Source organism: Tsukamurella sp. NPDC003166, assembly GCF_040611135.1.
Taxonomy (GTDB): Bacteria; Actinomycetota; Actinomycetes; order Mycobacteriales; family Mycobacteriaceae; genus Tsukamurella.
Window position 1 is genome coordinate 46,452 of record NZ_JBEXNL010000021.1, and the last position, 25,334, is coordinate 71,785.

A 25,334-nucleotide genomic window follows, 5' to 3' on the forward strand; every position below is an offset into this window, starting at 1 on the left:
TGCCACATATGCATGCATTGCAATCTATTTCTGTGCAGCCTTTCTAGACTCGTCCCGTGCACATCGGAATCATCGGGGCGGGACTGTCCGGACTGTCGGCGGCGCTGCACCTGCTCGGGGCGGGCCATCGGGTCACCGTCGTGGAGCGGTCGCCGCAGGTCGGTGGGCGCGCGGGGACGGAGCGTATCCGCGGGCACCTCGTCGACCCCGGAGCCAGCGTGCTGACGATGCCGGAGCTCGTCTTCGACGCCCTCGCCGCGGGCGGGCTGGACCGCTTCGCCGCCGAGGACGAGCTGGACCTCCTTCCCGTCACGCCCGCGTACGCGGGCCGCTTCCCCGCGCTGGACGGTCTGCCGCCGAGCGTGCTGCACGTGCCCGACGACCTCGCCGTCGACGAGCACATGCGCTGGCAGCAGGCGATGTTCGACGCCGCCTACGAGCGGTTCATCGGCGGCGACGCCGCGTGGCGCTCGTACGCGAACCCGCGGGACCTGGCCCGGCTCGGGAAGCTGGTGCGACTCGGTGCGCTGCGCTCGATGCAGCACCAGGTGGACCGCCGCGTCGACGACTCGCGCGCCCGCCGCATGCTCACCTTCCAGGCGCTCTACGCGGGCGTCGCGCCGTCGGCGGCGCGGGCGGTGTACGCGGTGATCTCGCACATGGATGTGGGCCTCGGCGTCTGGTACCCGCGGGCGGGCATGGGCCGCGTCGCGTCCGTGATGGCGGACCAGGTGCGGCGCGCCGGGGGCGCGGTTCTGCTCGACCACGAGGTGATCGGCCTCGACGGCCGGCGCGGGCGCGTGACCGGGCTCCGCGCACGCTCGCTCGGCGCCGGGCGCGGAACGAGCGGGGCGGATCGGACGAGCGCAGGCGTGCACCAACTGCCGTTCGACGGGGTGGTGCTCACCGCCGACTCCCCCGTGACGGACCGGCTCCTCGCGCCGCTCGGCGGACGCGCGCCCCGGCGGGTGCGGCTCTCGCCGTCGGCGGTCGTCGCGCATCTCGACGTGGACCCGGACCTGCAGGACCACTGGCCGACGCAGGCGCACCACACGCTCGACTTCGGCGCCGCGTGGGAGCGGACGTTCGCCGAGATCACCGCGACGCGGGGCCGCGGGCGGCTGATGAGCGACCCGTCGTTCCTCGTCACCAGACCGTCGATCACGATCGGCGGCGCGAGCGCGGCGAGCGGGCCGCATGAGACAGGCGAGGGCTCCGTCGTGTCCGTGCTCGCCCCCTGCCCGAACCTCGAATCAGCCCCGCTGGATTGGGATTCCATCGGCGTCGACTACGTGCGCGACGTGCTGCGGACCCTCTCGCGCCGCGGCTACCGCGGCATCGACTCCGGGGAGATCCTGCGGGTGGACACGCCCGCGGACTGGGCGCGCCAGGGCATGTCCGCCGGTACCCCGTTCGCCGCGGCGCACACCCTGCGCCAGACCGGGCCGCTGCGCCGCCCCCAGCGCGTCCCCGGCATCGCGAACGCGGTGCTCGCCGGGTCGATGACGCACCCCGGCGTCGGCGTTCCGCCGGCGCTCATCTCCGGCCGGCTGGCAGCGGAGGCGATCACCGCACGGTGACGCGACCTACCGCGCGGACCACTCCAGCAGCTCCACAGGGTCGAAGTCGAGTGCGAAGGGCTCAGCCGTCACGAAGACGGCGCTTCGCGAGCGCGATCGGATCCACCTCCAGCAGCAGCGCGGCCGTGCACCGCTCCTCCGACGCCTCGGGGTAGAACACCGTGGCCGTGCCGAAGGGCTGCGAGAACTGCTGCACCCGATCGGGATGCTTGTGCAGCAGGAATCCCAGGTCGGTCGCGGGGGTACGGGTCGTGGAGACGGTCAGGTACACCCGTCCATTCTGCGCTGTCGCGGAACACGGGCCAAGCGATATTCAGTTGAGCGCACAGTCGGGCGGACCTATCGGGCCGGCGGCCGTGTGCGATCGTCCTCGCCGAGCGGGGACGATCGCACACACGTTCAGGCGAGGAGGGCGTCGATCTGGTTCATCGCCTCGGTCATCCCCTCCGCCATGCCCATCTCCAGCACCCGCTCGAGCTGCTCGAGCGTGCGGTGGACGGCGACGAGTTCCATCCGCGTCGATCTCCCCGAGGCCGTGAGGACGACCGTGTTCACGGAGTAGTCCTCGGGGTCGACGGGCTCGCCGTCGTCTCCGGCGAAGCCGTCGCGGAAGGTGAAGGTCGACGGGGCCTCCGTCGAGTCGGTGGACCACCACCCCGCGGCCCTCGTCCCATCCGGGCCGGTCATGTAGTAGCGCGACTCGCCGCCGGGGCGGAGCTCGTGCCGCACGAAGGTGGCCGGCCACGTGGGCGGGCCCCACCACTTCTCCAGCAGTCGGGGATCCTCCCAGAGCTGCCAGACCTTCTCGGGCGAGGCGGCGAACTCCGCCTCGAGGGTGAATGTCAGCGCGTCGCGATCGGCGCCGGTGGTGAGCACGGGCATGGCGGAACTCCTTGGTCGAGTCAGTCGGTCGGTTCGGTCCGTGGCGGCTCGAGCAGCGCATCCATCCGCGCGACCCGTCCCCGCCAGAGGTCCTCGTAGCCGCGCAGCAGGCGGGCGCCGCGCGCGATGGTCTGCATGTCGGGGCGGACCAGGGCCTCGCGGCCCCGTCGCAGCTTCGTGACCAGGCCCGCCCGCTCGAGCACCGCCACATGTTTCTGCACCGCCGCGAAGCTCATGTCGTAACCGCGGGCGAGTTCCGAGACGGAGCACTCCCGCTCGATCACCCGGACCACGATGTCGCGCCGGGTGCGATCCGCGAGGGCGTGGAAGAGGCGGTCCACCTCGTCCGGCGCCAGTTCATCTACAACCATCACGTTGTACGTTACGGCCGTCACAATGACGGCGCAAGCGGTTCTGCACCGGTGCAGGAAAGTGATAGATTTCGTGCCGGGCGCTCTCACCGCAGGATGGCGCACACTTGACACCAGGGTGTTGAACGTCAGGACACCCGCGGAAGGAGTCACACCGATGAGTTCGCGCGCCAAGGCTGCACAGCACGAGCCCGCCGAGGTCGAGATCCATGCTCGCAACGTCAGCTTCGATTGGGAGAACGTCCCGCTCGAATGGATCCCCGGCGAGCCCGTGGCCAGCGACATCATCAGCAGCATCCTGCACTCCGTCCTCCCCGAGGGCGAGCGCTGGTTCTGCGAGGTCTACACCGAGGCGCTGCCCTTCGTGAAGGACGAGAACCTCGCCCGGACGATGCGCGGCTTCATCGGCCAGGAGGCCATGCACGCCGAGTCGCACGACCGCGCGCTCTCGGAGTACCTGGAGCGGTGCGGCATCGACACCAAGCCCGTGGCCCGGCAGTTCGAGTACATCTTCCGCAAGATCCTCGCGCCGCGGACCTACCACTCCGATCGCGCCCAGTACAACGACATGGTCCAGCGGCTGTGGCTGATCGCGGCCGTCGAGCACTACACGGCCATCTTGGGCGTCTTCGCACTCAACAACGCGTGGGACGAGTTCGACGTCGACCCGACGATGGCCGACATCTGTCGCTGGCACGGCGCCGAAGAGGTCGAGCACCGGTCCGTCGCGCACGACGTGGCGAACTACTTCGACCCCAGCTACTTCCACCGCTGCCGCGCGATGATCGTGGGCATCGTCTTCCTCATCCTCGCGCTGCACCGCACCTCCGGGTACATGCTGCGCAAGGACCCGAACTTCAGCTACTCCTACCCGCGGCTGTGGTGGGAGTACCTCAAGGGCTCGCACAAGAACATCCTGCCGAAGCTGCGGGACGTCGTGAAGTTCACGCTCATCTACTTCAAGCCGAACTTCGACCCGGCGTCGATCGGGTCGACCGCGCAGGCCGTGGCGTACCTCGCGACGTCGCCGGCCGCCCGGGCGGCGAACGGATGACGGGCGAGAAGAAGGCACCGTCGGTCTTCCGCCCCTGGGGCGAACCGGTCACCGAGGTCCCTCCGCACCTCTACGGCCGCTGGAAGCACGACCCGCTGCTGCGCTTCGCCAACGCCTTCTTCGGCGTGACCATCCCGGCGTTCGCGCACCTGATGAAGCCGCGGAACCTCGCCGCGCCCAGCACGTCCCGCGACCTGCGGGTGGTCTCCCGCGAGATCGTCGCACACGACAAGGACGTCGTCGCGCTGACCTTCGTCTCCGCCGACGACTCACCGCTCCCCCGCTGGACGCCCGGCGCGCACCTCGACCTGCTGCTGCCTTCGGGCCGCATGCGCGAGTACTCCCTGTGCGGCGACCCCGCGGACTCCGACACCTACCGCATCGCCGTGCGCCGGATCCCCGGCGGCGGTGGCGGTTCCGTCGAGGTGCACGAGACCCTGCACGTCGGCGCGACGGTGACCGTCAAGGGCCCGCGCAACGGCATGCCGATGGCCGTGCCCGGCCACGGATCGTCCGCCGAGCACCTGCGGTTCGTCGCCGGCGGTATCGGCATCACGCCGATCCTGCCGATGATGATCGCCGCCGAGCGCCTGGGCCTGAGCTGGTCGATGCTGTACACCGGAAGGTCCACGGACACCATCCCGTTCATCGCCGAGGTGGCGACGTTCGGTGACAAGGTCGAGGTCCGCACCGACGACGAGCACGGCATCCCCACCGCCGACGTCCTCATCGGCGACACCCCCGGCCCCACCGCGCTATACGCGTGCGGACCGATCCCGATGCTCGAGTCGCTGCGCGTCGGCCTGATCGGCCGCACGGATGTCGAGCTGCACTACGAGCGGTTCTCCGCACCGCCCGTCGTCGACGGTAAGCCGTTCACCGCAACGCTGTCCGCCTCCGACATCACGCTCGACGTGGCCGCGGACGAGACGCTGCTGGCCGCGATTCTCAAGGCCAAGCCCGACGCCCCGTACTCCTGCAAGCAGGGCTTCTGCGGCACCTGCCGGATGACGGTGACCGAGGGCACCGTCGACCACCGCGACAAGACCCTGACGCCCTTCGAGCGGGAGCAGGGCCAGATGCTGACCTGCGTCTCGCGCGCAGCGGGCTCGCATCTGACCATCGATCTGTAAGGCGCACACCATGACTGACCAGCACCGCTTCGACGTGACCACCTCCGACGGACTCACCCTGGCGGGCTTCCGTTACGGCGCCCACGATTCCGCGCTCCCCACGGTGGTCGCCATCCACGGCTACCCCGACAACCACCACGTGTGGGACGGCGTGGCGGCGGCGCTGGACGGTCGCGCGAACGTCTACACCTACGACGTGCGCGGCGCGGGCGAGTCGGAGGCGCCGGCGGGCAAGGCCGGATACCGGTTCGACCGCCTGATCTCCGACGTCTCGCGCGTGATCGACGCGGTGCGCGAGGTGAGCGGCGACCGGTCGAAGGTGCACCTGATCGGCCACGACTGGGGTTCGATCCAGGGCTGGCACGCCGTCGTCGATCCCGCGGTGGCGGACGAGACCGCCTCGTACACGTCGGTGTCGGGTCCGAACCTGAACCACGCGGGCGAATACCTGCAGGGTGTGCGCAGCGCGAAGGATCTGCCGGCACGACTGCGCCAGGCGGCGGGCTCGACGTACATCCCGTTCTTCCTCGTTCCGGGACTGGCGGATTCGCTGTACAAGCGCGGCTGGGGCCAGAAGCTGATCGAGACGCTGGAGAAGCGCGGCACCGGAGGCAGGGTCGCCGAGGGCTACGCGCGCAGCGACCGCGACTTCACCAACGGCCTGAACCTGTACCGCGCCAACATGCCGGCACCGTTCCTCAAGCCGGCGGAGGCGACGACCTCCGTGCCGGTGCAGGTGGTGACGCCCGAGGGCGACCTGTTCGTGACGCCGCCGCTGCAGCTGGCCGGCCTGGACAAGTCGCCGAAGTCACGGCACGTCTCGGTGCCCGGCGGGCACTGGGTGGTGGCGCAGAACCCCGGTCCGCTGGCGGATGCGACCTTCGAGTGGATCGAGACCAACCGATGATCACTCGGATCCCCGTGCGCGGCCGGTGGGTGCGCGTGCGCACCTCCGGCGACGCGTCGCTGCCCACTCTGGTTCTGCTGCACGGCATCACCCGCAGCCTGGAGGATTGGGACCCGACCTTCGAGGCGCTCGGCGCCGGGAGTGGACCGAGCGGGCCGGCTCAGCACCGCGGCGAGTACCGGCTGATCGCACTCGACCTCGCAGGGTACGGCTGGTCCGCCCCGCATCCCGACGGTGCCGGGCTCACCGCGCTCGCCGACGGGGTGGCGGAGACGCTGGCCGCGCTCGACGTCGCGGGCCCCGTGCACGTCGCGGGCAACTCGCTGGGCGGTGCGGTGACGATGACGCTGCTCGCCCGGCACCCTGAGCTGGTCGCGTCGATGACGCTGGTGGACCCCGCGGGCTTCGGCAAGGAGGTCACACCGCTGCTGCGCCTGCTCGGAGTTCCCGTGCTGGGCAAGCTGATCGCGACCACGCCGAGCCGTCCGGGGGCGATCATCCAGGAGCGGCTGATCTTCGCCGACAAGTCCTACGCCACCCGCGCACGGGTCGACCACGCGATGGCCATCGCCCGCGAGACCGACGCCGGCCTCACCGCGTGGAAGACCGCGGACGAACTCGGTTCCGTGCTCGGCGGCGTGCGCCAGGACTGGCGCGACGAGCTGCACCGCACCATCGCTCGGACCCCGCGGCCCACGATGGTGCTCTGGGGCGCTCGCGACAAGGTGCTTCCGCCCGCGCATCTCGAGGCCGCGCGGAGGCTGATCCCGCACGCCGAGACGCATCTCATTCCCGGCGTCGGCCACATGCCGCAGCTGGAGAGCCCGCGCGAGTTCTCCGCGCTGATCACGGCGTTCCTGCAGCGGAATCCCGTGGCGGAGCTGCCGAAGGCCGCGTCGCAGTAGACCGCCGGCGCCGCCGCGGGGTGGTAGTCGTTCACGGAGGGTATGCGTCCGACGCATACCCTCCGTTTTCGTAGTGCCTCAACAGCGTTGGCGCATGCGCCTGCGGAACGTGTGTCGCACCCACACCGGACCGGGGTCCTCAGCCCGTTTCTGCTTCCTCATACCGTTGCAACGCTATAAGGAAGCAGAAACGTCAGCGGGAAGGGCTGATCGCAGCGACTCAGTGCGCGGCCGCCGCACCGAGCGCCGCAGCGGCCGCGGTGAAGACTCGCCACTCCTCGCGCAGGCGCGCCAGCTCGGTGCGGCCGGCGCCGGTGAGCTCGTACACCTTCCGCGCCGGCCCGGACTCGCTCTGCTGCCACTCGGCGGCGATGCAGCCGTCGTTCTCCAGCTTCACCAACGCCGGGTACAGCTGCGCGCCTTTGATCGGCTGCAGCCCCACTTCCACCAGCGCCGCGGAGACGCCGTAGCCGTGCCGCGGCGCCGACTCGAGCACGCCGAGTATCAAGAGCTGCAACGTCGCCCGCTGCCATGCAGCGGTGCTCATCCGGGCACCTTCCGCGTCCGCTCCCGCCATGCCCGCGGGCTGCTCGTGACGACGCCTATCGCGAGCATCACACTCAGAGCGATGTTCAACGCCCTCGCACTCCCCTCGGCGTCGACCGCCATGAACGCTGCGAAGAGTGCGAGGACGAGGTAGAAGGCCGGCATCCGCCACCAGTATCGACCCGATGCACCGGAGGCATCACCCGCGAGACGTCGCGCCATCGCACCAGGCGCCCCGAAGTCGTCGAACGCGGTGGTCGTCAGCTCCGCTCGCAGGTTGCTCTCGTAGTCCGCCGCATTCCTCCAGTGAACCCCCTTGGCACGCAAGGCCCCACGGAATCGCTCGAACCACTCGTCGTCGGTCCATGCGCTCTGCGGCTTCCGTGCCGGCACGAGCCGCCAGGCCACGACCGCGAGCACACTCGGGAGCAGGAAGGAGATCGCGACCAACCACCTGGGCGCTCCCTCGATCAGTACGGAGTCCGACTCGGCTACTCCAGCGACGACGACGCCGGCGGCAACGGACGCGAGTGCACCCACGGCGAAGCGGGTCGCCGAACGCACCCGCCCAGCGGTGTAGAAGGCCACCGCCGCAGAACCCGCGATCATGCACGCCACGACGGCGACCCCGAGTGCGAGCGGACCGAGGCCGATGTCGACGGGGCCCGCCTCGTCGAACAGGAACATCCCGCCCACACCGATTCCCATGATCAGCAGGATCACCGCAGACAGGGCGAAGACGTCACGCATGCCCAGCCCTTCCGCCGCCTCCGCATCGGCGTCCGGACTCCCGTATTCGATCGCATCGGCCCGGGCGAGCTCCACGGGATCGCCGAACAACTCGTCAGCGGGGACTCCGGCCGCGGCGATGGAGTCGACGAGCTCGTTCTGCCGAGCGACGACGAGCTCACGATCGACGCCGTCCTGCCACGCGAGGGTGACGACGTAACGCTTGCCCCACTTCTCATCCCGCTCAGCGAAGTCCTTCGCTTCCATCTCGACTCCTACCTAGATCGAATTTGAATCTAGATATACCATTCGCGACGGCAAGGGACAACACCGCTGACGGTGTGGGTATGCATGAAATGAATATCCTCCAGGAGCAAAACACGATCTGACCAGGCGTGACGCCGGGGTATGCGGCAGCCGCACACCCTGCGCGAGCGACTACACCGTCATCGCCGAGCGACGACCGAGCGGGCGAGGACCGCCGCCTTCCGCGGCCCGGGGACGCGGACGCGGCCGGACCGGGCACCGTCGAGCCCGGCGGACCGGAGGCGGCGCACGAGCTCCCCGTAGAGGTCGGCGGCGACGCGGACGCCGCGCTGGACGTCCCGCGGGAGCTCCGCGATCCCGGCGCGGCCGGCTGCGAGGTCGGCGGCCGCGTCGTCGAGGGCACCGTCGAACGCGTGCTGCGTGAGCTCGGGCAGGTAGGCGCGGCCGAGGCGGAGCTCGTCGTCGGTGAGGTCGCGCAGGAAGTTGACCTTCTGGAACGCGGCGCCGAGGCGCAGGGCGTCGGGCGCGAGCCGGTCGTAGTCCGACGGCGCCACCCCCACCAGGTAGGCGCGCAGGCACATGAGGCCGACGACCTCGGCAGAGCCGTGGATGTACGCGGCGAGCGACTCCGGGGTGTGCGGCACGGGGGTCAGGTCCGCGCGCATGGACGCGAAGAAGGGCCTGGTCAGCTCGGCGCCGAAGCCGGTCGCGCGGGCCGTCGCGGCGAAGGCGTGCACCACGAGGTTCGCGCTGAACCCCTCCGAGATCGCCGCCTCGACCGACACCTCCAGGGCGTCGAGGTGGGCCCGCGGATCGGTCGGGCAGGCACCGTCGACGATCTCGTCCGCCACCCGGACCAGCGCGTAGATGGAGGTGATGTGGTCGCGTACTCGACGCGGCATCATCCGCGCGGCGAGGGAGAACGACGTCGAGTACTCGCGGATCACGACGGCGGAGGCCGCGACCGCGGCGTGGAGGTACCGCTCGCTCGAATCCATGCCCTCCAGTGTCCCGACCGCGTCGGCGGACCTGTCAGGGCACCCCGATACGGTGGGGGCATGCGCGTCGCCACCTGGAATGTGAACTCCGTCAAGCAGCGGCACGGGCGGCTGCTGGAATGGCTGGACCAGCGTCGGCCCGACGTCGTCTGCCTGCAGGAACTGAAGATGACCGACGACGCTTTCGCCACCCTGATCGGCCCGGACCTGGAAGAGCGCGGCTACGCGTTCGCCACTGCGGGCCAGCCGCAGTGGAACGGCTCGGCGCTGCTGTCGAAGGTGGGCCTGCAGGACGTCGTCGTCGGAATCCCGGGCGCGCCCGAGTACGAGGGCGTCGTCGAGGGGCGTGCGATCTCGGGCGTCTGCGGCGCCGGAATTCGCGGCGCCGACGACCCCGGCATCCGCGTGCACTCGCTGTACACGCCGAACGGCCGCGAGATCGACTCCGACCACTACGCCTACAAACTGGAGTGGCTCGTCGCGCTCGTCGCGCAGGTCAAGACGGACACCGTGCCCCAGCTGGTCTGCGGCGACATGAACATCGCGCCCACCGACGAGGACGTCTTCGACCCCGCGGCCTTCGCCGGCCACACGCACGTCACCGCCCCCGAGCGCGACGCGATCGCCGCACTCGAGGCCCTGGGCCTGCGCGACGTGGTCCGCGAGCGCTGGCCGCACGAGCAGGTGTTCTCGTACTGGGACTACCGCGCCGGCATGTTCAACAAGAACCTCGGCATGCGCATCGACCTGATCCTGGCCAGCGGCACCGTCGCGGACCGGACCGCGGCCGCCTGGATCGACCGGCAGGCGCGCAAGGGCAAGGGGCCGTCGGACCACGCCCCCGTCATGCTCGACCTGGACACCGCTCCCGACGGTGACATCGGCCCGATGGTGCCGCCACCGTCGGCCGGGCGGGTGAGCCCCAAGGGTGCGAAACTGCCTCAGTCGAAGGACTGACCAGCAAATATTGCGATAGCAACACCGTCTCGCTACCCTACGCCGAGTCACCGGCGAGAGGGAGTGGGCATGGGCGAGATCGAGCGACCGGAGGGCATCTCGCGGCGCGACGTGCTGCACGCCGCGGGGATAGGAGCGGCCGGGGCGGGCGTCGCGGCCCTTGCCGGGACGCTGGGGACGCGCATCGTCTCCGCCGCGCCGGGCGTCCGCGCGGACGGTGCCCCCGACCCGCAGAAGACGTGGGACGGCGACTGCGACGCACTGATGAAGTCCGTCCTCGACCGGGGCGACGCGGCGCGAGTCAACCGCGCGCTCGCGCAATGGCAGACGAACAACCAGCCCGTGCCCGCCGGAATGCCTTCGGACGTGCGGGACTTCATCGAGGAGGCGCGGAAGCTCCCGGACTGGATCGACTGGCGGCTGATGAAGGGGGCGGACACGTTCTACACCACCCGCAGCCTGTACCTGTCGATCATCATCGGCTTCTCGGGCGGCGTGATGATGTCGGTGATCCCCCGCGAGTCGCAGGCGGTGTACTGGTCGGCAGGCGGCGCGGACATGAAGGACCGCATCGCCAAGACCTACCGCCTGGTCTACGACCAGATCGCGGTGGGTGCGTACGGGCCCGGCGGTCGCGCCGCGACGACCGCGGTGAAGGTGCGCCTCACGCACAGCGCGGTCCGGCACCTGCTCCCGCAGTCGCCGCACTGGCGTCGGGTCAACAAGCAGCCCAAGCCCATCTCGCAGGCCGACATGATGGTCACCTGGCACTCGCTGGCGACGATGGGCATGCGGATCATGCGCAACTGGGGCGTTCACCTGCCGCAGAACGAGGTCGACGGTCTGCTGCACTCGTGGCAGGTGAACGGCCACATGCTCGGCATCCACGACGCCTACATCCCGTCGAGCTGGGACCAAGCGGAGAAGCAGGCGCGGGCGGACCTCGACTCGATCATGGGCCCGACACCGGAGGGGGTGAAGATCGCGAGCATGCTGATGGACCTGGGCAGGTCCGTCGACGGCACGATCCTCTCCCGTCCCTCCCTGGAGGCGTTCACCCGGTACTCGTTGGGCAACAAGCTGACCGACTGGATGCAACTGCCGCCGCAGCCGCTGCTGCAGGGCCTGCTCGTCGCGGGCTGGCCGACCTACATCGCGATCCGCGAGGGCGTCCTCACGCGGACCGCGATGCCGCCGGAGATCTACCACCAGTTCGATCAGCTCGCGAACACGCTGGAGCTGGTGTACCTCGGCGAGTTCCGGCCGATCAACATCGAGATCCCTACCGGGAACAACCCGAACTACGGTAAGCCCCTGTACAAGTGACGGCCGCTACTCCTCGGTGCTGAGCACCTCGGCGACGAATCCGTTCACGCGGGTCCGCAGGTCAGCGAGGTTCTGCTCGCGGATCTGCTCGACATCGGTGCCCTTGTGGAACGCGGGCGGCAGCTTGCGCGCGTTCGCGGCGCAGCTGAAGTCCTCGCACACGAGCATGCCGATGGTGTCGCCCTTGCGGCCGGCGGCGCCGCCCCGTCGGACGGTGTAGAGGACCGCCTGGCTGGTGATGTTCACGTCGCGGCACCAGGAGCACATGGCCTTCGCCTTCGGCTTGGCCTCGGCCTGGGTGAGCAGGATGGTGACCAGTTCGGCACCGTCGGGCCCGTCGGTCGGAACGGCGACGTAGGCGCGGCGCGGGATCTTCCTGTCGCGCCAGCCGAGGTACTCGAGCCTGCCGAAATCGATGTCGTCGAAGTCGGCCGGGAACGTGACCCTCTTGACCTCGCTCTTGGTGGCGCCGCGGAAGGCGTCGACGATCTGCTGCTGGGATACGGAATCCATGGATGAACCTGTTTCGCTGAACCCGCGATGGCGCGGGGTGAGGTGTGTGGGCAGAGCTGCGCAGCCGGTCCTGGCGGATCGGCTGCGGGGCGGGGTCATCTGCCGTGGCGCAGGGCGCCGGACACTCCTCCTCGGTTCATGCACTCCACCCTACGCGCGCCGTCACCCGAATTTCGCAGCGAGCTCCGACCACGTCCGATCGAGACCGACGGGCGGTTCTCGGCGGCGAGCCCGTCGGACCCGACCGGATCCTGCCGCCGGGGCACACGTTCTCCCGATAGCCATGCGAGAAACGCACGGCTGCGAATCCGCTGATCCGAGGCTGTTTCCGGCGATCAGGTCATGCGCCGTGCGGATGGCTGGGCCCACCCGTCTCGGGCGCCTTGCTCACTCGCCACGGCGACAATGCAGTCAATTACGCCCGCGCGTGATTAAAGTGCATCAGCGGTTGCGGGCGATGTCCAGAGCGGCCTTCGGGCGGGACAGGAGGTACTCGCGGGCGAGATTGCGGACCCACGCGCGCCTCGTGCATCCACACGAAGCGCGGACGGCGTCGGCATCGAGGCCGAGATGCCGGGCGAGGGCGGCGGCCCGTCGGGCATGGAATCCCTGGGAGACGAGCAGGACACGCCGCACTCCGAACTCGTCGCGCGCACGACGGCAGGCGAGATAGGTGTCGAGGCCGGCACCGTCGGTGAGCAGGGCCGATTCCGGCACGCCCCGGTCGCGCAGCCACCCGGTCATGACGGCGATCTCGTCGCCGGACGTACCGCCGGCGTTGCCGGAGACCAGGATCTTCTCCACCTTCCCGAGCCGCAGGAGCTGCAGCGACGCCTCCAGTCGGCCCTCGACGAAGGACCCCGGGCGCCCGCCCCGCACGGACGCGCCGAAGGCGATGGCGACGGGGGCGGCGGGCGCGGTTTCCGGCGGGTACAGCGGCCCCGTTCCTGTGAGTCCGGTCACTACCGAACGCGCACGTGCGCTGGGATTTCGGCGCCCCCGGACGGCAGAACTCATGCGTTCACCCTACCGAGCGGCGAGTTAGGTGAACCTTCTCGCACGACCACATATATCCGCGTTCTACCGTTATGCCAGACGCAGTGGTTTCGCGACCATGTTACTGACGGGTAACATAGTCGGTCACCAGCCCGCGAGGCAGAAAGGTGCACGACGTGGACCAGACGTATTTGGCCGCCGCCGAGTCCGACATCACCCCGCTGAATATCACCCTCGGCACGATCGGGGCGATCGCCTTCGTGGTCGGCTGGGCGATCTTCTTCCGGGGCGCGTTCCGCATGGTGCGGATCATCGCCCAGGGACAGTCGGCGAAGGACCGCTGGCTCCCGTTCATCCCGCGTGCCGCGGAGGTCGTGGTCGAGTTCCTCGCCCACACCAAGATGATCAAGAACCGCACGGTGGGCATCGCCCACTGGTTCGTCATGGTCGGCTTCCTGCTCGGCATGGTCCTCTGGTTCGAGGCGCTACCGCAGACCTTCGACCCGTCGTTCCACTGGCCCGTCATCGGCGCGTGGCCCGTCTACCACCTCGTGGACGAGATCCTCGGCATCGCGACGTTCGTCGGCATCCTGGTGCTGATCGTGGTCCGGCAGGTCAAGCACCCGCGCAACCCCGCACTCTTCTCGCGCTTCGCCGGCAGTAAGTTCCTGCCCGCGTACACGATCGAGGCCATCGTCCTGTTCGAGGGCCTCGGCATGATCATGGTCAAGGCCGGCAAGATCGCCATGACCGGCGAGTCCAGCCCCGTCACCGACTTCTTCACGCGCCACGTCGCCGAGCTGCTCCCCAACAGCCCGGCGATGGTCACGGTCTTCGCCTTCATCAAGCTGATGTCGGGCGTGACCTTCCTGATCTGCGTCGGCAGCAACCTCACCTGGGGCGTCGCGTGGCACCGCTTCTCGGCGTTCTTCAACATCTACTTCAAGCGCGAGCTGGGCAGCCGCCGCGCACTGGGCGCCGCGAAGCCGATGGTGTCCAACGGCAAGGTCCTGACCATGGAGAACACGGACCCGGACGTCGACAACCTCGGCGCCGGCAAGATCGAGGACTTCTCCTGGAAGGGCTGGCTGGACTTCACCACCTGCACCGAGTGCGGTCGCTGCCAGAGCCAGTGCCCCGCGTGGAACACCGGCAAGCCGCTGAGCCCGAAGCTGCTGATCATGGGCCTGCGTGATCACGGTTACGCCAAGGCGCCGTACCTCCTGGCCGGGGGCCGCACGGACCCGGCCGGCGAGCAGATCGGACTGGTCGGCAAGGACGGCACCGTCGACGAGGCCGCGCTGGAGAAGATCCCCGCCGAGGCCCGCGCCGAGGCCGAGCGCTCGCTGGTCGGTCCCGCGGGCGAGGACGGCGCCCTGGGCGGCGTCATCGACCCCGAGGTCCTGTGGTCCTGCACCACCTGCGGCGCCTGCGTCGAGCAGTGCCCCGTCGACATCGAGCACGTCGACCACATCGTCGACATGCGCCGCTACCAGGTGCTGATCGAGTCGGAGTTCCCGCACGAGCTGGCCGGCCTGTTCAAGAACCTCGAGAACAAGGGCAACCCCTGGGGCCAGAGCCCCAGCCAGCGCACCGCGTGGATCGACGAGATGGACATCGACATCCCGGTCTACGGCCAGGACGTCGAGTCCTTCGACGGCTTCGAGTACCTCTTCTGGGTCGGCTGCGCCGGCGCCTTCGAGGACCGCGCCAAGAAGACCACCAAGGCCGTCGCCGAGCTCCTCGACGTTGCCGCCGTGAACTTCCTGGTCCTCGGCCAGGGCGAGACCTGTACGGGTGACTCCGCCCGCCGCGCGGGCAACGAGTTCCTGTTCCAGATGCTGGCGCAGCAGAACATCGAGCAGCTCGATGAAGTGTTCAGTGGTCTTCCCCAGAAACAGCGCAAGATCGTCGTGACCTGCGCCCACTGCTTCAACGCGCTCGGCAACGAGTACCCGCAGGTGGGCGGCGACTACGAGGTCGTGCACCACACGCAGCTGCTCAACAAGCTGGTCCGCGAGAAGCGCCTCGTTCCCGTGGCGCCCCCGAGCGAGGACGTCACCTACCACGACCCCTGCTATCTCGGCCGGCACAACCAGGTCTACGAGGCCCCGCGCGAGCTCATCGGCGCCTCCGGCGCCACCCTCAAGGAGATGCCGCGGCACCTCGAACGGTCCATGTGCTGCGGCGCCGGCGGCGCGCGCATGTGGATGGAGGAGCAGCTCGGCAAGCGGATCAACATCGATCGCGTCGACGAGGCCCTGAACACCCTGTCGTCGTCGCCCGAGGCCACTCCGAAGAAGATCGCCACCGGCTGCCCGTTCTGCCGCGTGATGCTCTCCGACGGTGTGACCGCGCAGACCGCCGAATCCGATGCCCCCGCACCCGAGGTCGTCGACGTCGCGCAGATGCTCCTCGAGTCCGTCAAGCGTGGACTCCCCGAGGGCATCGTCGTCGGCAATCCGAACCGCAAGGTGAAAGACGGTGCCACCGCCCTCGCCGAGGCCCCTGCCGCGGCTCCGGCGGCCGCGCCTGCCGCGGCGGCCCCCGCTGCCGCCCCGGCCGCACCTGCGGAGAAGAAGGACGCGAAGCCCGCGGTCGGTCTCGGCCTCGCCGGTGGCGGCAAGCGCCCGGGCGGACCGAAGAAGCCGGGCGCGCCCAAGCCTGCTGCTCCGGCCGCTCCCGCTGCTGACGCCGCTCCTGCGGCAGAGGCACCGGCGGCACCCGCGAAGCCCGCGGTCGGACTGGGTATGGCCGGCGGCGCCAAGCGTCCCGGTGCGAAGAAGCCCGGCGCCGCTCCGGTTGCTGCCCCTGCTGCGCCCGCCGCCGAGACCGCTCCGGCGGCCGAAGCGCCGGCAGCGCCCGCGAAGCCCGCGGTCGGGCTCGGTATCGCCGGCGGGGCCAAGCGACCGGGCGCCAAGAAGCCCGGGGCGCCCAAGCCCGCGGCCGCACCGGCGGGGGCCCCCGCTGCCGCCGCCCCCTCGGCCGAAGCTCCCGCGACCGAAGCACCCGCGACCGAAGCACCCGCGGCTCCGGCCGAGGATCGCACGCTGAAGACCGCGGGCGAGTCCAAGGCGGCGGGGTTCGGCATCGCCGCCGGCGCCAAGCGACCGGGCGCCAAGAAGCCCGGCGCCCCTCGGGCCGCGGCACCTGCTCCGGCTGAGCCCGCCCCGGCACCGGAGGCTCCCGCGGCCCCGGCCCCCGCCGCGGAGGCTCCCGCGGACGGCGCACCGTCGGCCCCGGAAACCGCAGTTCAGGACGCCCCCGCGAGCCCGGCACCGTCGGGCGGGAACGACCGGACGCTGACGACGGAGGGCGAGTCCAAGGCCAAGGGCTTCGGGATCGCCGCGGGCGCGAAGCGTCCCGGCGGCCGGAAGTGATCGACTCCGAGCGAATCGCTATCAACCGATAGGGCAGGATGGTCCCGTGCCTGAGTACGTGAGTTACGAGGAGTTCGGGCGGCGCTTCTTCGAGATCGCCGTGAACGAGGAGCGCGTCGGCTCCGCGTTCGCCGACATCGCCGGCGGCGATTTCACCGTGGGCCCGATCCCGTCGGGCCCCGGTGGGATGGCGAAGGTGTGGGCGCAGGTGGAGATCGATGAGCCGCAGCTCACCCGCCAGGTGGGCGAGCTCATCACCTTCACGGTGAAGATCCCGCTGCGCATCGGCCTGCTCATCGACCTCAAGGTCGACCGGATCCGCTACGACGTGGCCGGCCTGATCACGCTGCCGCTCACGGTGCGCGCCGCCGCGCCGCTGGAGCTGCGCATCGAGGTCGACCCACCCAAGCCCAAGGACGTGTGGGTCGACGTCGAGTCACGGACGATCCGCGGCTCGATCGTGCGGGTCGTGGCCAGCGTGGATGCGGAGATCCGGCGGTTCATCGCGCAGTACGTGGCCGAGGAGATCGACAAGCCCGAGGTCAAGAAGGCGCGGATCATCAACGTCTCCGAGGAGCTGGGGCGCGCCTTCCACAACCTCGGTGACGACGAGCCGGTCCCGCCGACGCCGTCGGGCCCTGCCCTGCCGGCAGGGTCGACCCCGGACGTGCCGGGTGAGGTCGTGGAGGTCATCGGGATCGTCGACCCGCCCGGTCGCACCGACTGACGTCAGTCGTGAAGACGGCCGCATCCGGCGCTACGAGCTCCTCCGAAGGCTCGTGACGCCGGATTCGGCCGTTTTCACGAGGCTTCGGCGTCGATGATCCGCTGGATCGCGCCGCCGTAGGACCGCGCCAGCTCCTCGCGCGACGGCGCCGTGTAGATGGGCGAGGCCACCAGGTAGCGCATGAAGGCGAGCCCGAACAGGGTGCTGGCCACCACGCGCCCCACCTCGATCGACACCTGCGCCTTCTGGGTGAGCAGTGGCAAGATCTCGTGGGCCACGAACTCGCCGAAGATGCTGCTGCGGCCGTCCTCGACCGACACGGCGGCGCGGAGCACCGCCTGCACCGCCGCCGCCGTTTCCTCGCCCTCCCAGATGCTGAGACCCGCGCGGACCAGCCTCTCCCCGAGCTGGGCACGCGGTCCCTCGAAGGCGGCGCCGAACACGGCCGTCGGGTCGATCGGCAGGCTCATGACTTCCCGGAACAGCCCGGCCTTGTTCCCGAAGTAATACGAGACCAGAGCCACGTCGACCCCGGCGTCGGCCGCGATCGCCCGGATGGTGGTCCGGTCGTAGCCCGACTCGCCGAAACGCACGCGCGCCGCCTCGAGGATATCGGCCTTCGCCGTGCTGGTGCCCGCCCGTCTACCCGATGCCATGGCGTCGATCGTAGCAGTATTTCAACACGTGTTGACTTCTTCTGCGGGGCGGTCGTAAGCTCGGTTTCATCACTCGTTGAAATGTTCTCGGAGGCTCTCATGAGCAAGTCCCACGCCAAGCTGGCCGCGGTGTTCGCCGGGCTGGCCATCGCCATCCCGCTCATCGTCCTGCTGTTCACCGGCCCCGCGTCGCACGGCAAGCCGCACGACCTGCCGATCGGCGTCGTCGGGCCGCAGGCCGCCGCCGCGCAGCTGCAGCAGAAGCTCGACGCGCAGCAGCCGGGCGGGTTCGAGGTGCACTCCTACGGCACCGAAGCCGACCTGGTGCAGGCCGCGAAGGACCGCAAGGTCTACGGCGGCATCGTGCCCGCGAGTCCGGCCACGTCGGGCGCGCGGACCACGGCCGTCGTCGCGAGCGGCGCCTCCCCCGCGGTCGCGCCGATGATCACCCAGCTCGCCACGGCCGCGGCGCAGGGCCAGAAGGTCCAGACCGTCGAGGTGGCGCCGCTGTCGGCCGACGATCCGCGCGGGGCCGGCTTCGGCTCCATCGTGATGCCGGTCTTCCTTTCGGGGATGGTGCTGGCGCTGGCCACCGTGATGATCGGCGGCCACCCGAAGATCGTCGCCGTGGCCCTGCCCATCGGCGCGGCGGTCGTGGGCGCAGCCGCGGTGGGCGCGGCGATGTGGATCGGCGTCCTGCCCGGCGGCTTCCAGGCCCAGTGGCTCGCGATGAGTGCGGGCATGCTCGCCATCGGCGCGACGGTGGCCGGCCTGGTCTCCTTGCTCGGCACCAAGGGCATCGCGCCCGCGGCACTGCTGTTCATGCTGGTCGGGATGCCGCTCGCCGGAATCGGCGCCCCGCCGGAGTTCCTGCCGCACGTCTGGGCGGTCCTCGGCCAGAGCCTGCCGATCGGCGCGACGGGCACCGCGCTGCGCAGCGCGGGCTTCTTCGCCGACGGTTCCCTGGTCGGCGCCGGGGCCGGCGCGGCGTTCGCGGTGCTGGGCGCCTGGATCGTCGTGGGCTACGCCCTGCTCGTGATCGGCGCGGCGAAGCACCGTGGCGCGAGCCACGCATCGGCGCAGGGCGCGACCAGCGGCGCACCGTCGGACAAGGGCGAGGTGACGAATTCCGCGGCCACGCCGGCGATCGTCACCGCCGCGACCCCGGTCAGTGCCGTGCCCCAATAAATGGATTTGCTGCAGCCTGCGACGATATAACCCATGAGCCGACCGCATGTGCCCCACATCCGCACCGAACTCAAGCCGCTCGAGCAGTCCGCCAAGCTGCAGAACGTGCTGTACGAGATCCGTGGCCCCGTGGTGGCACAGGCGGCTCGACTCGAGGCGCAGGGGCACCGCATCCTCAAGCTGAACATCGGCAACCCGGCCAGCTTCGGCTTCGAGGCGCCGGACTCCATCGTCCGCGACATGATCCACGCGCTGCCCACCTCGCAGGGCTACAGCGAGTCGCAGGGCATCGCCTCCGCCCGACGGGCCGTGGTGACCCGCTACGAGGAGGTCCAGGACTTCCCGTACTTCGACATCGGCGACGTCTACCTCGGTAACGGCGTCTCCGAGCTGATCACCATGACGCTGCAGGCCCTGCTGAACAACGGCGACGAGGTGCTCATCCCCGCGCCCGACTACCCGCTGTGGACCGCCATGACGTCGCTCTCCGGCGGCACCCCCGTGCACTACCTGTGCGACGAGGACAACGGCTGGAACCCGTCGGTCGAGGACATCGAGGCGAAGATCACACCGCGCACCAAGGCGATCGTCGTGATCAACCCGAACAACCCGACGGGCGCCGTCTACTCGCGCGAGACGCTGCAGCAGATCGTCGAGGTGGCGCGCAAGCACTCGCTCCTCGTCCTCGCCGACGAGATCTACGACCGCATCCTCTACGACGGCGCGCAGCACATCTCCATCGCCGAGCTAGCCCCGGATCTGCTGGTGTGCACGTTCAACGGCCTGTCCAAGGCGTACCGCGTGTGCGGCTACCGCGCCGGCTGGATGGTGCTGACGGGCCCCAAGGACCACGCCTCCGGCTTCATCGAGGGCCTGACCCTCCTGGCGTCGACCCGCCTGTGCCCCAACGTCCCCGCGCAGCACGCGATCCAGGTGGCGCTCGGCGGCTACCAGTCGATCAACGACCTGATCCTGCCCGGCGGGCGGCTGCTGGAACAGCGCGACGTGGCCTACGAGAAGCTCAACGCCATCGACGGCGTGAGCTGCGTCAAGCCCCAGGGCGCGCTGTACGCCTTCCCCAAGCTGGACCCCAACGTCCACGAGATCCGCGACGACGAGCAGATGGTCCTCGACCTGCTCAACCAGGAGAAGATCCTGTTGGTCCAGGGCACCGGCTTCAACTGGCCCACGCCCGACCACCTGCGCGTTGTGACGCTCCCCTGGGCCCGTGACCTGGCCGAGGCGCTCGATCGGTTCGGCAACTTCCTGAGTTCGTACAAGCAGAAGTAGGGTGGCGGCGTGACAGCCGACCACGATCACGACGCCCACGACGACGTGCACGAGGCCGCCGCGCACGTGCACAGCCATTCGCTGGCCAACATCTCGTTGGGCAAATGGGCCTCACGGATCGTGGTCGGCATGCTCGCGGTCGTCGGCGTCGCCGTCCTCGCCGGCCTGATCGTGCTGTGGCCGTCGCACCTGCGAGTCAGCGTGCCCGGCGGCCCGCAGGCGCCGAACCTGTCGAAGGGCGTCGTCGCGGAGCAGATGGTCGGCGACTGCGACTTCACGCCGGCCGGGAACGGCCAGGTCATTGAGACGCAGCCGCATCCGCTTCTCAACGCCGACGGTGGCTGCCTCAACAGCTCGGTGCAGATCACCAGCGGCCCGGACTCGGGCAAGTGGACGATGTTCTCGATCGGCACGCAGCGCACCAACGTGTCCGCGGTGCCGGGCCAGAGCTCGTCGGGGCAGCCGTCCGGCATCGACCTCACGCGTCCGGCCACCCCGGGCACCGGGCAGCCCGACCTGTCGCCGGGCACCAAGATCCTCATCAGCGCCAACGGCGGCGGTGTGGCGGGTTCGCCCTCGAACTACGCCTTCTACGACTACTCGCGCGGCGTGTCGCTGTGGGTGTGGGGCCTGGTCTTCGCGGCGGTCGTCATCGCGGTCGCGCAGTGGCGCGGCCTGCGCGCACTCATCGGGCTCGCGCTGTCGGGCGCCGTGATCGTGCTGTTCGCCCTGCCCTCGATCCTCGGCGGAAACTCCGCCGTGTGGGTCGCGATGGTGGCCTCCGCGGTGATCCTGTACGTGGTGCTCTACCTGGCGCACGGGGTGTCGCTGAGAACCTCGGCGGCGCTGCTGGGCACGCTGTGCGCGCTGGCCGTGTGCGGCGTGCTCGCGTGGCTGGCAACCCTGACCACGCAGGTCACGGGCCTGAGCAATGAGGACTCGACGAACCTGCAGGCGTACGCGACCACCGTGTCCATCTCCGGCATCCTGCTGGCCGGCTTCATCATCGGCGCCCTGGGCGTGCTCAACGACGTGACCATCACCCAGGCCTCGGCGACCTTCGAGCTGGCGAAGCTCTCGCCCAAGTCCTCGCGGCGCCGGACCTTCCTCGCGGCCATGCGCGTCGGCCGCGACCACATCGCCTCGACCGTGTACACACTCGTGTTCGCCTACGTCGGCACCGCGCTGCCGCTGCTCCTGCTGTTCTCCATCGCGGGCCGGCCGCTGGGTGAGGTCCTCACGTCCGATTCCGTGGCGATCGAGTTGGTCCGCGCGTTCGTCGGCGGCATCGGCCTGGCGCTGTCCGTGCCGCTGACCACCGCGATCGCGGTGCTGCTGGCGAAGCCCAAGCGGGCCGCCGTCAGCGCGGAGGCCGCCAAGCGGTACACCGAGAGCCACCCCGATACCGACCCGTCGGAGATCCGCGTCCGGGAGCGTCGCACCACCCGGTCGACGGCGGCGGCCACGCAGAACCTCGACGGGGCCGCGACCGCGGCGGCCCAGGCCGCCGCGGAGGCGGATCCGGACGACGGCGGACCGTCGAGCCCCGAGACCGGTCACCTGCCCGTCCTGCGTCCCTCGGACCCGACGGTGCGCCCGCAGCCCGGTCCGGCGCAGAACCCGACCCGGCGGGTTCCGGCGCAGAGCCCGGCTCCGCGTCCGGTTCAGCAGCAGGCGCCCGAGGCGCCGGGGTCCGGCCGCCGACGGCTGCCGGACGAGCCGATCCCCGCTCCCCCGCGCCCGCAGCCGCGCCCACCGGTGCTGCCGGACCCGCCGTCCGTCCCGCCGCAGCAGGATCCGCAGGTGCCGCGCCGCCGGGGCAGGCACTCCGCGGACTGACCGGGCCCGCGACTGCGGTCGGTTTCCTGCGGTATCCGTCGGAAACCGACCGCGGAATCAGCTCTGGAAGTTCAGGTACGCCTTCGACGGGGTCGGGCCGCGCTGGCCCTGGTACTTCGAGCCCACAGCCGAGCTGCCGTACGGGTTCTCCGCGGGGCTGGTGAGACGGAACAGGCACAGCTGGCCGATCTTCATGCCCGGCCACAGCGTGATCGGCAGGTTCGCGACATTGGACAGCTCCAGCGTGATGTGGCCGGAGAAGCCCGGGTCGATGAAACCGGCGGTCGAGTGGGTGAGCAGGCCCAGCCGGCCGAGTGAGGACTTGCCCTCGAGGCGGCCCGCCAGGTCGTCGGGCAGCGAACAGACCTCGAGCGTGGAGCCGAGGACGAACTCGCCGGGGTGCAGCACGAAGGGCTCACCCTCAGCGGGCTCGACCAGCGAGGTCAGCTCGTCCTGCCGCTGCTTGGGGTCGATGTGCGTGTAGCGGGTGTTGTTGAACACCCGGAACAGGCCGTCGAGCCGCACATCCACGCTGGACGGCTGCACCATCTGCGGGTCGAACGGGTCGATCCCCAGGCGGCCGGATTCCACGTGGGCGCGGATGTCGCGATCGGAGAGCAGCACGGGTTCAGCGTAGGGCAGGGCGGCGGTGCGCGAGAGTGCACCCCGGATCGGGGATACTGCCTCTTCGTGACCGACTCTCCCCTCCGCCGCGGACTCACCGCGCGGCACATCCGGTTCATCGCGCTCGGCTCGGCGATCGGGACGGGCCTGTTCTACGGCTCCGCCGCCGCGATCCGGGCGGCCGGCCCTGCGGTCCTGCTCGCCTACCTCATCGGCGGCGTGGTGATCTACCTCGTGCTGCGGGCCCTCGGCGAGATGGCGGTGCGCCGGCCGCAGGGCTCGTTCGGCGACTACGCCTCGTCTGCGCTTGGCCCGGGGGCGGGTTTCGTCACCGGCTGGATGTACGTCTTCGAGATGGTCTTCGTGTGCATCGCGGACGTCACGGCGTTCGCGGTCTACATGGGCACCTGGTTCCCGCACGTGCCGAAGTGGATCTGGGTGCTCGCGGTGATCTTCTTCATCGCCGCGCTGAACCTGCTGCGGGTGCGTGTGTTCGGCGAGGTCGAGTTCTGGCTGACGCTGGTCAAGATCGCGGCGATCGTCGCCATGATCGCCGGCGGCGTCGCGGTGCTGATCTTCGGTTTCGGCCTGCACGACACCGGTCAGGGCGTGAGCAATCTGTACGCGCACGGCGGCTTCTTCGCGACCGGTTTCGGCGGCTTCCTGAGCTGCTTCGTGCTCGTCGTGTTCGCCTTCGGCGGCTCGGAGATCATCGGCCTCACCGCGGCGGAGGCCGAGGATCCGGAGCGGACGATCCCGAAGGCGATCAACACTGTGCCGGTGCGGATCGGGCTGTTCTACGTCCTCGCACTGGCGGTGATCATGGCCGTCATCCCCTGGACGCAGATCAGCAGCGAGTCCAGCCCGTTCGTGCAGATCTTCCAGGCCCTCGGTGTGGCGCCCGCGGCGCACGTGCTCAACGTCGTGGTGATCACCGCCGCGCTGTCGGCGATCAACAGCGACATCTTCGGTGCCGGCCGGATGATGTTCGGCATGGCCCAGCAGGGGCAGGCGCCCGCGATCATGCGGCGCACGACCGCGAACGGCGTGCCCTGGATGACCGTGGTGATCATGACCGGCGCGCTGCTCGTGGGTGTGCTGCTCAACTACCTGATCCCCGAGAACGTGTTCGTGGTGATCGCCTCGATCGCCACCTTCGCGACGGTCTTCGTGTGGCTGATGATCCTGGCCTCCCAGTACCGCCAGCGGGTCTCGCTCCCCGCCGAGGAGGTCGCGCAGCTGCGCTTCCCCGTGCCGCTGTGGCCCTACGGGCAGTTGTTCGCCATCGGATTCCTGCTGTTCGTGACCGTGCTCATGGCCTTCGAGCACGACACCCTCGTCGCGCTCGTGGTGGGCTTCGTGTGGCTCGCGGCGCTCCTCGTCGCGTACCGCCTGTGGGTGGTCCCGCGCGCGTCCGCGAAGCCCTGACCGGTCCCGTGGTCCGACGGTGCGCCGTGCTAGTGTTGCCAGTACGCGCGGCTCCGTCGGACGACGGTGCCGCGACTGCCGATGTAGTTCAATGGTAGAACTCCTGCTTCCCAAGCAGGTAGCGCGGGTTCGATTCCCGTCATCGGCTCCACAGTTCCTCCGCTACGGCGTCACACCGGCGGCCTGGGCCCGCAGCCGCTGATCGCTGTACAGCAGTGCGTTCGTCACAATGAGGAAGGGCAGCACCACGATCTGGCCGAGCACCCACCCGCTGGTCGAGAACAACAGGCTCGCAAGCGTCTGCGCGGCCACGTCGCCGTCCGCGGGGCGCGTCGCGTTGGCGGCGAGGGAGAACGGCAGCGCGACCAGGGTCGAGACCACGGTGAGCACCAGGTACGTGCAGATCACCCGGCGCCACAGCCGCCAGTAACCCGTGCGCTGCAGGGCTGCGGCACGCCACAGCGCGTCGACGGGCCGCAGCTTCTCGATCACGAGCATCGGCCCCGCGATCACCAGCGTCGGGAGCACCGCGAGCACAGCGAGCCCCGCGAGCGTGAAGAGCACCGTCGTCGTGAACCGCGCGACGTCCGGACCCGTCCGGACCGCGAGACCGATCGCGGCCGCGGCGGCGAACACGATCGGCGTGAGGACGACGACGACATCGAGCACGCCGAGCCCGACCGCTGCAGCGAGCCGCGGGCGCGCGTCGGCCCACGCGCGTCGCAGGGAGGTCGTGCGGTCCGTGGCGTACCGGTGGGCCACGATGGACCCGATCGCCGTGACGCCGACGCTGGCGAGCATCCAGACCAGCGTCACCAGCATCGTGCTCGCCGGGTAGAAACCGAGCGTCACGACCACCTGACGGATGTCGCGGTCCGCGTCGGGCGCGACCCGTTCACCGCTGAGCAGCGGCAGGCGCGCGAGCACTCCGAGGCCGGCGATGGTGCCGACCGACACCGCGGCCAGCACCAGCGTGGGCGTGGGATTCGCGCGGATCACGCCCACCGCGGATCGGTAGATCTCTCCCAACCGGCGGGG

Annotated in this window: 24 protein-coding genes and 1 tRNA gene; 14 read left to right on the top strand and 11 right to left on the bottom strand. The window is 70.1% G+C overall.

Annotated elements, in window-relative coordinates:
• Nucleotides 1–56 precede the first annotated feature (56 nt).
• Entirely contained in the window at nucleotides 57–1,580 is a 1,524-nt protein-coding gene (crtI, locus tag ABZX10_RS19590) for a phytoene desaturase family protein (protein WP_355543764.1), read from the top strand.
• Between the two features lie 61 nt (nucleotides 1,581–1,641).
• Here the strand turns inward: crtI and ABZX10_RS19595 are convergent, their stop codons facing one another.
• The 3 genes from ABZX10_RS19595 to ABZX10_RS19605 form a co-directional block, all read right to left on the bottom strand.
• Nucleotides 1,642–1,851: a hypothetical protein gene (locus ABZX10_RS19595; protein ID WP_355543767.1), complete on the bottom strand. Its 210-nt coding sequence runs from the start codon at nucleotides 1,849–1,851 to the stop codon at nucleotides 1,642–1,644.
• Between the two features lie 128 nt (nucleotides 1,852–1,979).
• Nucleotides 1,980–2,462, bottom strand: coding sequence for an SRPBCC domain-containing protein (locus ABZX10_RS19600; RefSeq protein WP_355543770.1), 483 nt, complete (start codon nucleotides 2,460–2,462; stop codon nucleotides 1,980–1,982).
• A gap of 20 nt (nucleotides 2,463–2,482) precedes the next feature.
• Nucleotides 2,483–2,833 (bottom strand): metalloregulator ArsR/SmtB family transcription factor, encoded by a 351-nt coding sequence (locus ABZX10_RS19605; protein WP_355543773.1) that lies wholly within the window; start codon nucleotides 2,831–2,833, stop codon nucleotides 2,483–2,485.
• A 157-nt stretch (nucleotides 2,834–2,990) separates the two neighbouring features.
• Here ABZX10_RS19605 and ABZX10_RS19610 point away from each other — a divergent pair, with 157 nt between their 5' ends.
• Genes ABZX10_RS19610 through ABZX10_RS19625 form a run of 4 tightly spaced genes read left to right on the top strand, consistent with a single transcriptional unit; the run spans nucleotide 2,991 to nucleotide 6,832 of the window.
• The gene (locus ABZX10_RS19610) at nucleotides 2,991–3,887 is read left to right on the top strand and encodes a metal-dependent hydrolase (RefSeq protein WP_355543776.1); all 897 of its coding nucleotides are present in this window, start codon (nucleotides 2,991–2,993) and stop codon (nucleotides 3,885–3,887) included.
• On the top strand, nucleotides 3,884–5,020 hold the full coding sequence (locus ABZX10_RS19615) for a PDR/VanB family oxidoreductase (protein ID WP_355543779.1): 1,137 nt from the start codon (nucleotides 3,884–3,886) through the stop codon (nucleotides 5,018–5,020). The genes ABZX10_RS19610 and ABZX10_RS19615 overlap by 4 nt, the downstream gene beginning before the upstream one ends.
• A 10-nt stretch (nucleotides 5,021–5,030) precedes the next feature.
• Nucleotides 5,031–5,927 carry an alpha/beta fold hydrolase gene (locus ABZX10_RS19620; RefSeq protein ID WP_355543782.1) on the top strand — a complete coding sequence of 299 codons (897 nt, stop codon included), beginning with the start codon at nucleotides 5,031–5,033 and terminating at the stop codon, nucleotides 5,925–5,927.
• Complete coding sequence (locus ABZX10_RS19625) at nucleotides 5,924–6,832, top strand: alpha/beta fold hydrolase (RefSeq protein ID WP_355543785.1); 909 nt, start codon at nucleotides 5,924–5,926, stop codon at nucleotides 6,830–6,832. The genes ABZX10_RS19620 and ABZX10_RS19625 overlap by 4 nt, the downstream gene beginning before the upstream one ends.
• Nucleotides 6,833–7,052: 220 nt before the next feature.
• Here the strand turns inward: ABZX10_RS19625 and ABZX10_RS19630 are convergent, their stop codons facing one another.
• The 3 genes from ABZX10_RS19630 to ABZX10_RS19640 all read right to left on the bottom strand — a co-directional run bounded on the left by ABZX10_RS19630 (nucleotide 7,053) and on the right by ABZX10_RS19640 (nucleotide 9,372).
• The gene (locus ABZX10_RS19630) at nucleotides 7,053–7,379 is read right to left on the bottom strand and encodes a PadR family transcriptional regulator (RefSeq protein WP_355543788.1); all 327 of its coding nucleotides are present in this window, start codon (nucleotides 7,377–7,379) and stop codon (nucleotides 7,053–7,055) included.
• Nucleotides 7,376–8,374, bottom strand: a complete 999-nt coding sequence (locus ABZX10_RS19635; protein WP_355543791.1) for a hypothetical protein — start codon at nucleotides 8,372–8,374, stop codon at nucleotides 7,376–7,378. Before ABZX10_RS19635 ends, ABZX10_RS19630 begins: the two co-directional genes overlap by 4 nt.
• Before the next feature lie 179 nt (nucleotides 8,375–8,553).
• A complete protein-coding gene (locus ABZX10_RS19640; protein ID WP_355543794.1) occupies nucleotides 8,554–9,372 on the bottom strand; it encodes a squalene/phytoene synthase family protein in 819 nt (272 codons plus the stop codon).
• Nucleotides 9,373–9,432: 60 nt separating this feature from the next.
• On the opposite strand from ABZX10_RS19640, the gene ABZX10_RS19645 reads away from it, so the two are divergent.
• Complete coding sequence (locus ABZX10_RS19645) at nucleotides 9,433–10,329, top strand: exodeoxyribonuclease III (RefSeq protein WP_355543797.1); 897 nt, start codon at nucleotides 9,433–9,435, stop codon at nucleotides 10,327–10,329.
• A gap of 69 nt (nucleotides 10,330–10,398) precedes the next feature.
• Entirely contained in the window at nucleotides 10,399–11,655 is a 1,257-nt protein-coding gene (locus tag ABZX10_RS19650; RefSeq protein ID WP_355543800.1) for an oxygenase MpaB family protein, read from the top strand.
• Between the two features lie 6 nt (nucleotides 11,656–11,661).
• Here the strand turns inward: ABZX10_RS19650 and ABZX10_RS19655 are convergent, their stop codons facing one another.
• Complete coding sequence (locus ABZX10_RS19655; protein WP_355543803.1) at nucleotides 11,662–12,168, bottom strand: FBP domain-containing protein; 507 nt, start codon at nucleotides 12,166–12,168, stop codon at nucleotides 11,662–11,664.
• A 441-nt stretch (nucleotides 12,169–12,609) separates the two neighbouring features.
• Entirely contained in the window at nucleotides 12,610–13,131 is a 522-nt protein-coding gene (locus tag ABZX10_RS19660; RefSeq protein WP_355543807.1) for an ElyC/SanA/YdcF family protein, read from the bottom strand.
• Between the two features lie 209 nt (nucleotides 13,132–13,340).
• Here ABZX10_RS19660 and ABZX10_RS19665 point away from each other — a divergent pair, with 209 nt between their 5' ends.
• Together ABZX10_RS19665 and ABZX10_RS19670 are read left to right on the top strand one after the other, a co-directional pair.
• Nucleotides 13,341–16,544: a (Fe-S)-binding protein gene (locus ABZX10_RS19665; protein WP_355543810.1), complete on the top strand. Its 3,204-nt coding sequence runs from the start codon at nucleotides 13,341–13,343 to the stop codon at nucleotides 16,542–16,544.
• A gap of 46 nt (nucleotides 16,545–16,590) precedes the next feature.
• The gene (locus ABZX10_RS19670; RefSeq protein WP_355543813.1) at nucleotides 16,591–17,271 is read left to right on the top strand and encodes a hypothetical protein; all 681 of its coding nucleotides are present in this window, start codon (nucleotides 16,591–16,593) and stop codon (nucleotides 17,269–17,271) included.
• Between the two features lie 74 nt (nucleotides 17,272–17,345).
• Here ABZX10_RS19670 and ABZX10_RS19675 read toward each other — a convergent pair whose 3' ends face one another.
• Nucleotides 17,346–17,927: a TetR family transcriptional regulator gene (locus ABZX10_RS19675; RefSeq protein ID WP_355543816.1), complete on the bottom strand. Its 582-nt coding sequence runs from the start codon at nucleotides 17,925–17,927 to the stop codon at nucleotides 17,346–17,348.
• 99 nt (nucleotides 17,928–18,026) lie between these two features.
• Between ABZX10_RS19675 and ABZX10_RS19680 the strand changes: the two genes are divergently transcribed.
• Genes ABZX10_RS19680 through ABZX10_RS19690 form a run of 3 tightly spaced genes read left to right on the top strand, consistent with a single transcriptional unit; the run spans nucleotide 18,027 to nucleotide 22,244 of the window.
• Nucleotides 18,027–19,115, top strand: a complete 1,089-nt coding sequence (locus ABZX10_RS19680) for an ABC transporter permease (protein ID WP_355543819.1) — start codon at nucleotides 18,027–18,029, stop codon at nucleotides 19,113–19,115.
• Between the two features lie 33 nt (nucleotides 19,116–19,148).
• Complete coding sequence (locus ABZX10_RS19685; RefSeq protein ID WP_355543822.1) at nucleotides 19,149–20,405, top strand: pyridoxal phosphate-dependent aminotransferase; 1,257 nt, start codon at nucleotides 19,149–19,151, stop codon at nucleotides 20,403–20,405.
• A gap of 9 nt (nucleotides 20,406–20,414) precedes the next feature.
• Complete coding sequence (locus ABZX10_RS19690) at nucleotides 20,415–22,244, top strand: YibE/F family protein (protein ID WP_355543825.1); 1,830 nt, start codon at nucleotides 20,415–20,417, stop codon at nucleotides 22,242–22,244.
• Nucleotides 22,245–22,301: 57 nt separating this feature from the next.
• Here the strand turns inward: ABZX10_RS19690 and dcd are convergent, their stop codons facing one another.
• A complete protein-coding gene (gene dcd, locus ABZX10_RS19695) occupies nucleotides 22,302–22,868 on the bottom strand; it encodes a dCTP deaminase (RefSeq protein WP_355543828.1) in 567 nt (188 codons plus the stop codon).
• 66 nt (nucleotides 22,869–22,934) lie between these two features.
• Here dcd and ABZX10_RS19700 point away from each other — a divergent pair, with 66 nt between their 5' ends.
• Together ABZX10_RS19700 and ABZX10_RS19705 are read left to right on the top strand one after the other, a co-directional pair.
• The gene (locus ABZX10_RS19700; protein WP_355543831.1) at nucleotides 22,935–24,296 is read left to right on the top strand and encodes an amino acid permease; all 1,362 of its coding nucleotides are present in this window, start codon (nucleotides 22,935–22,937) and stop codon (nucleotides 24,294–24,296) included.
• A gap of 77 nt (nucleotides 24,297–24,373) precedes the next feature.
• A tRNA-Gly gene (locus tag ABZX10_RS19705) sits at nucleotides 24,374–24,447 on the top strand.
• 11 nt (nucleotides 24,448–24,458) lie between these two features.
• Here the strand turns inward: ABZX10_RS19705 and ABZX10_RS19710 are convergent.
• Entirely contained in the window at nucleotides 24,459–25,301 is an 843-nt protein-coding gene (locus ABZX10_RS19710; protein WP_355543834.1) for a hypothetical protein, read from the bottom strand.
• Nucleotides 25,302–25,334 lie beyond the last annotated feature (33 nt).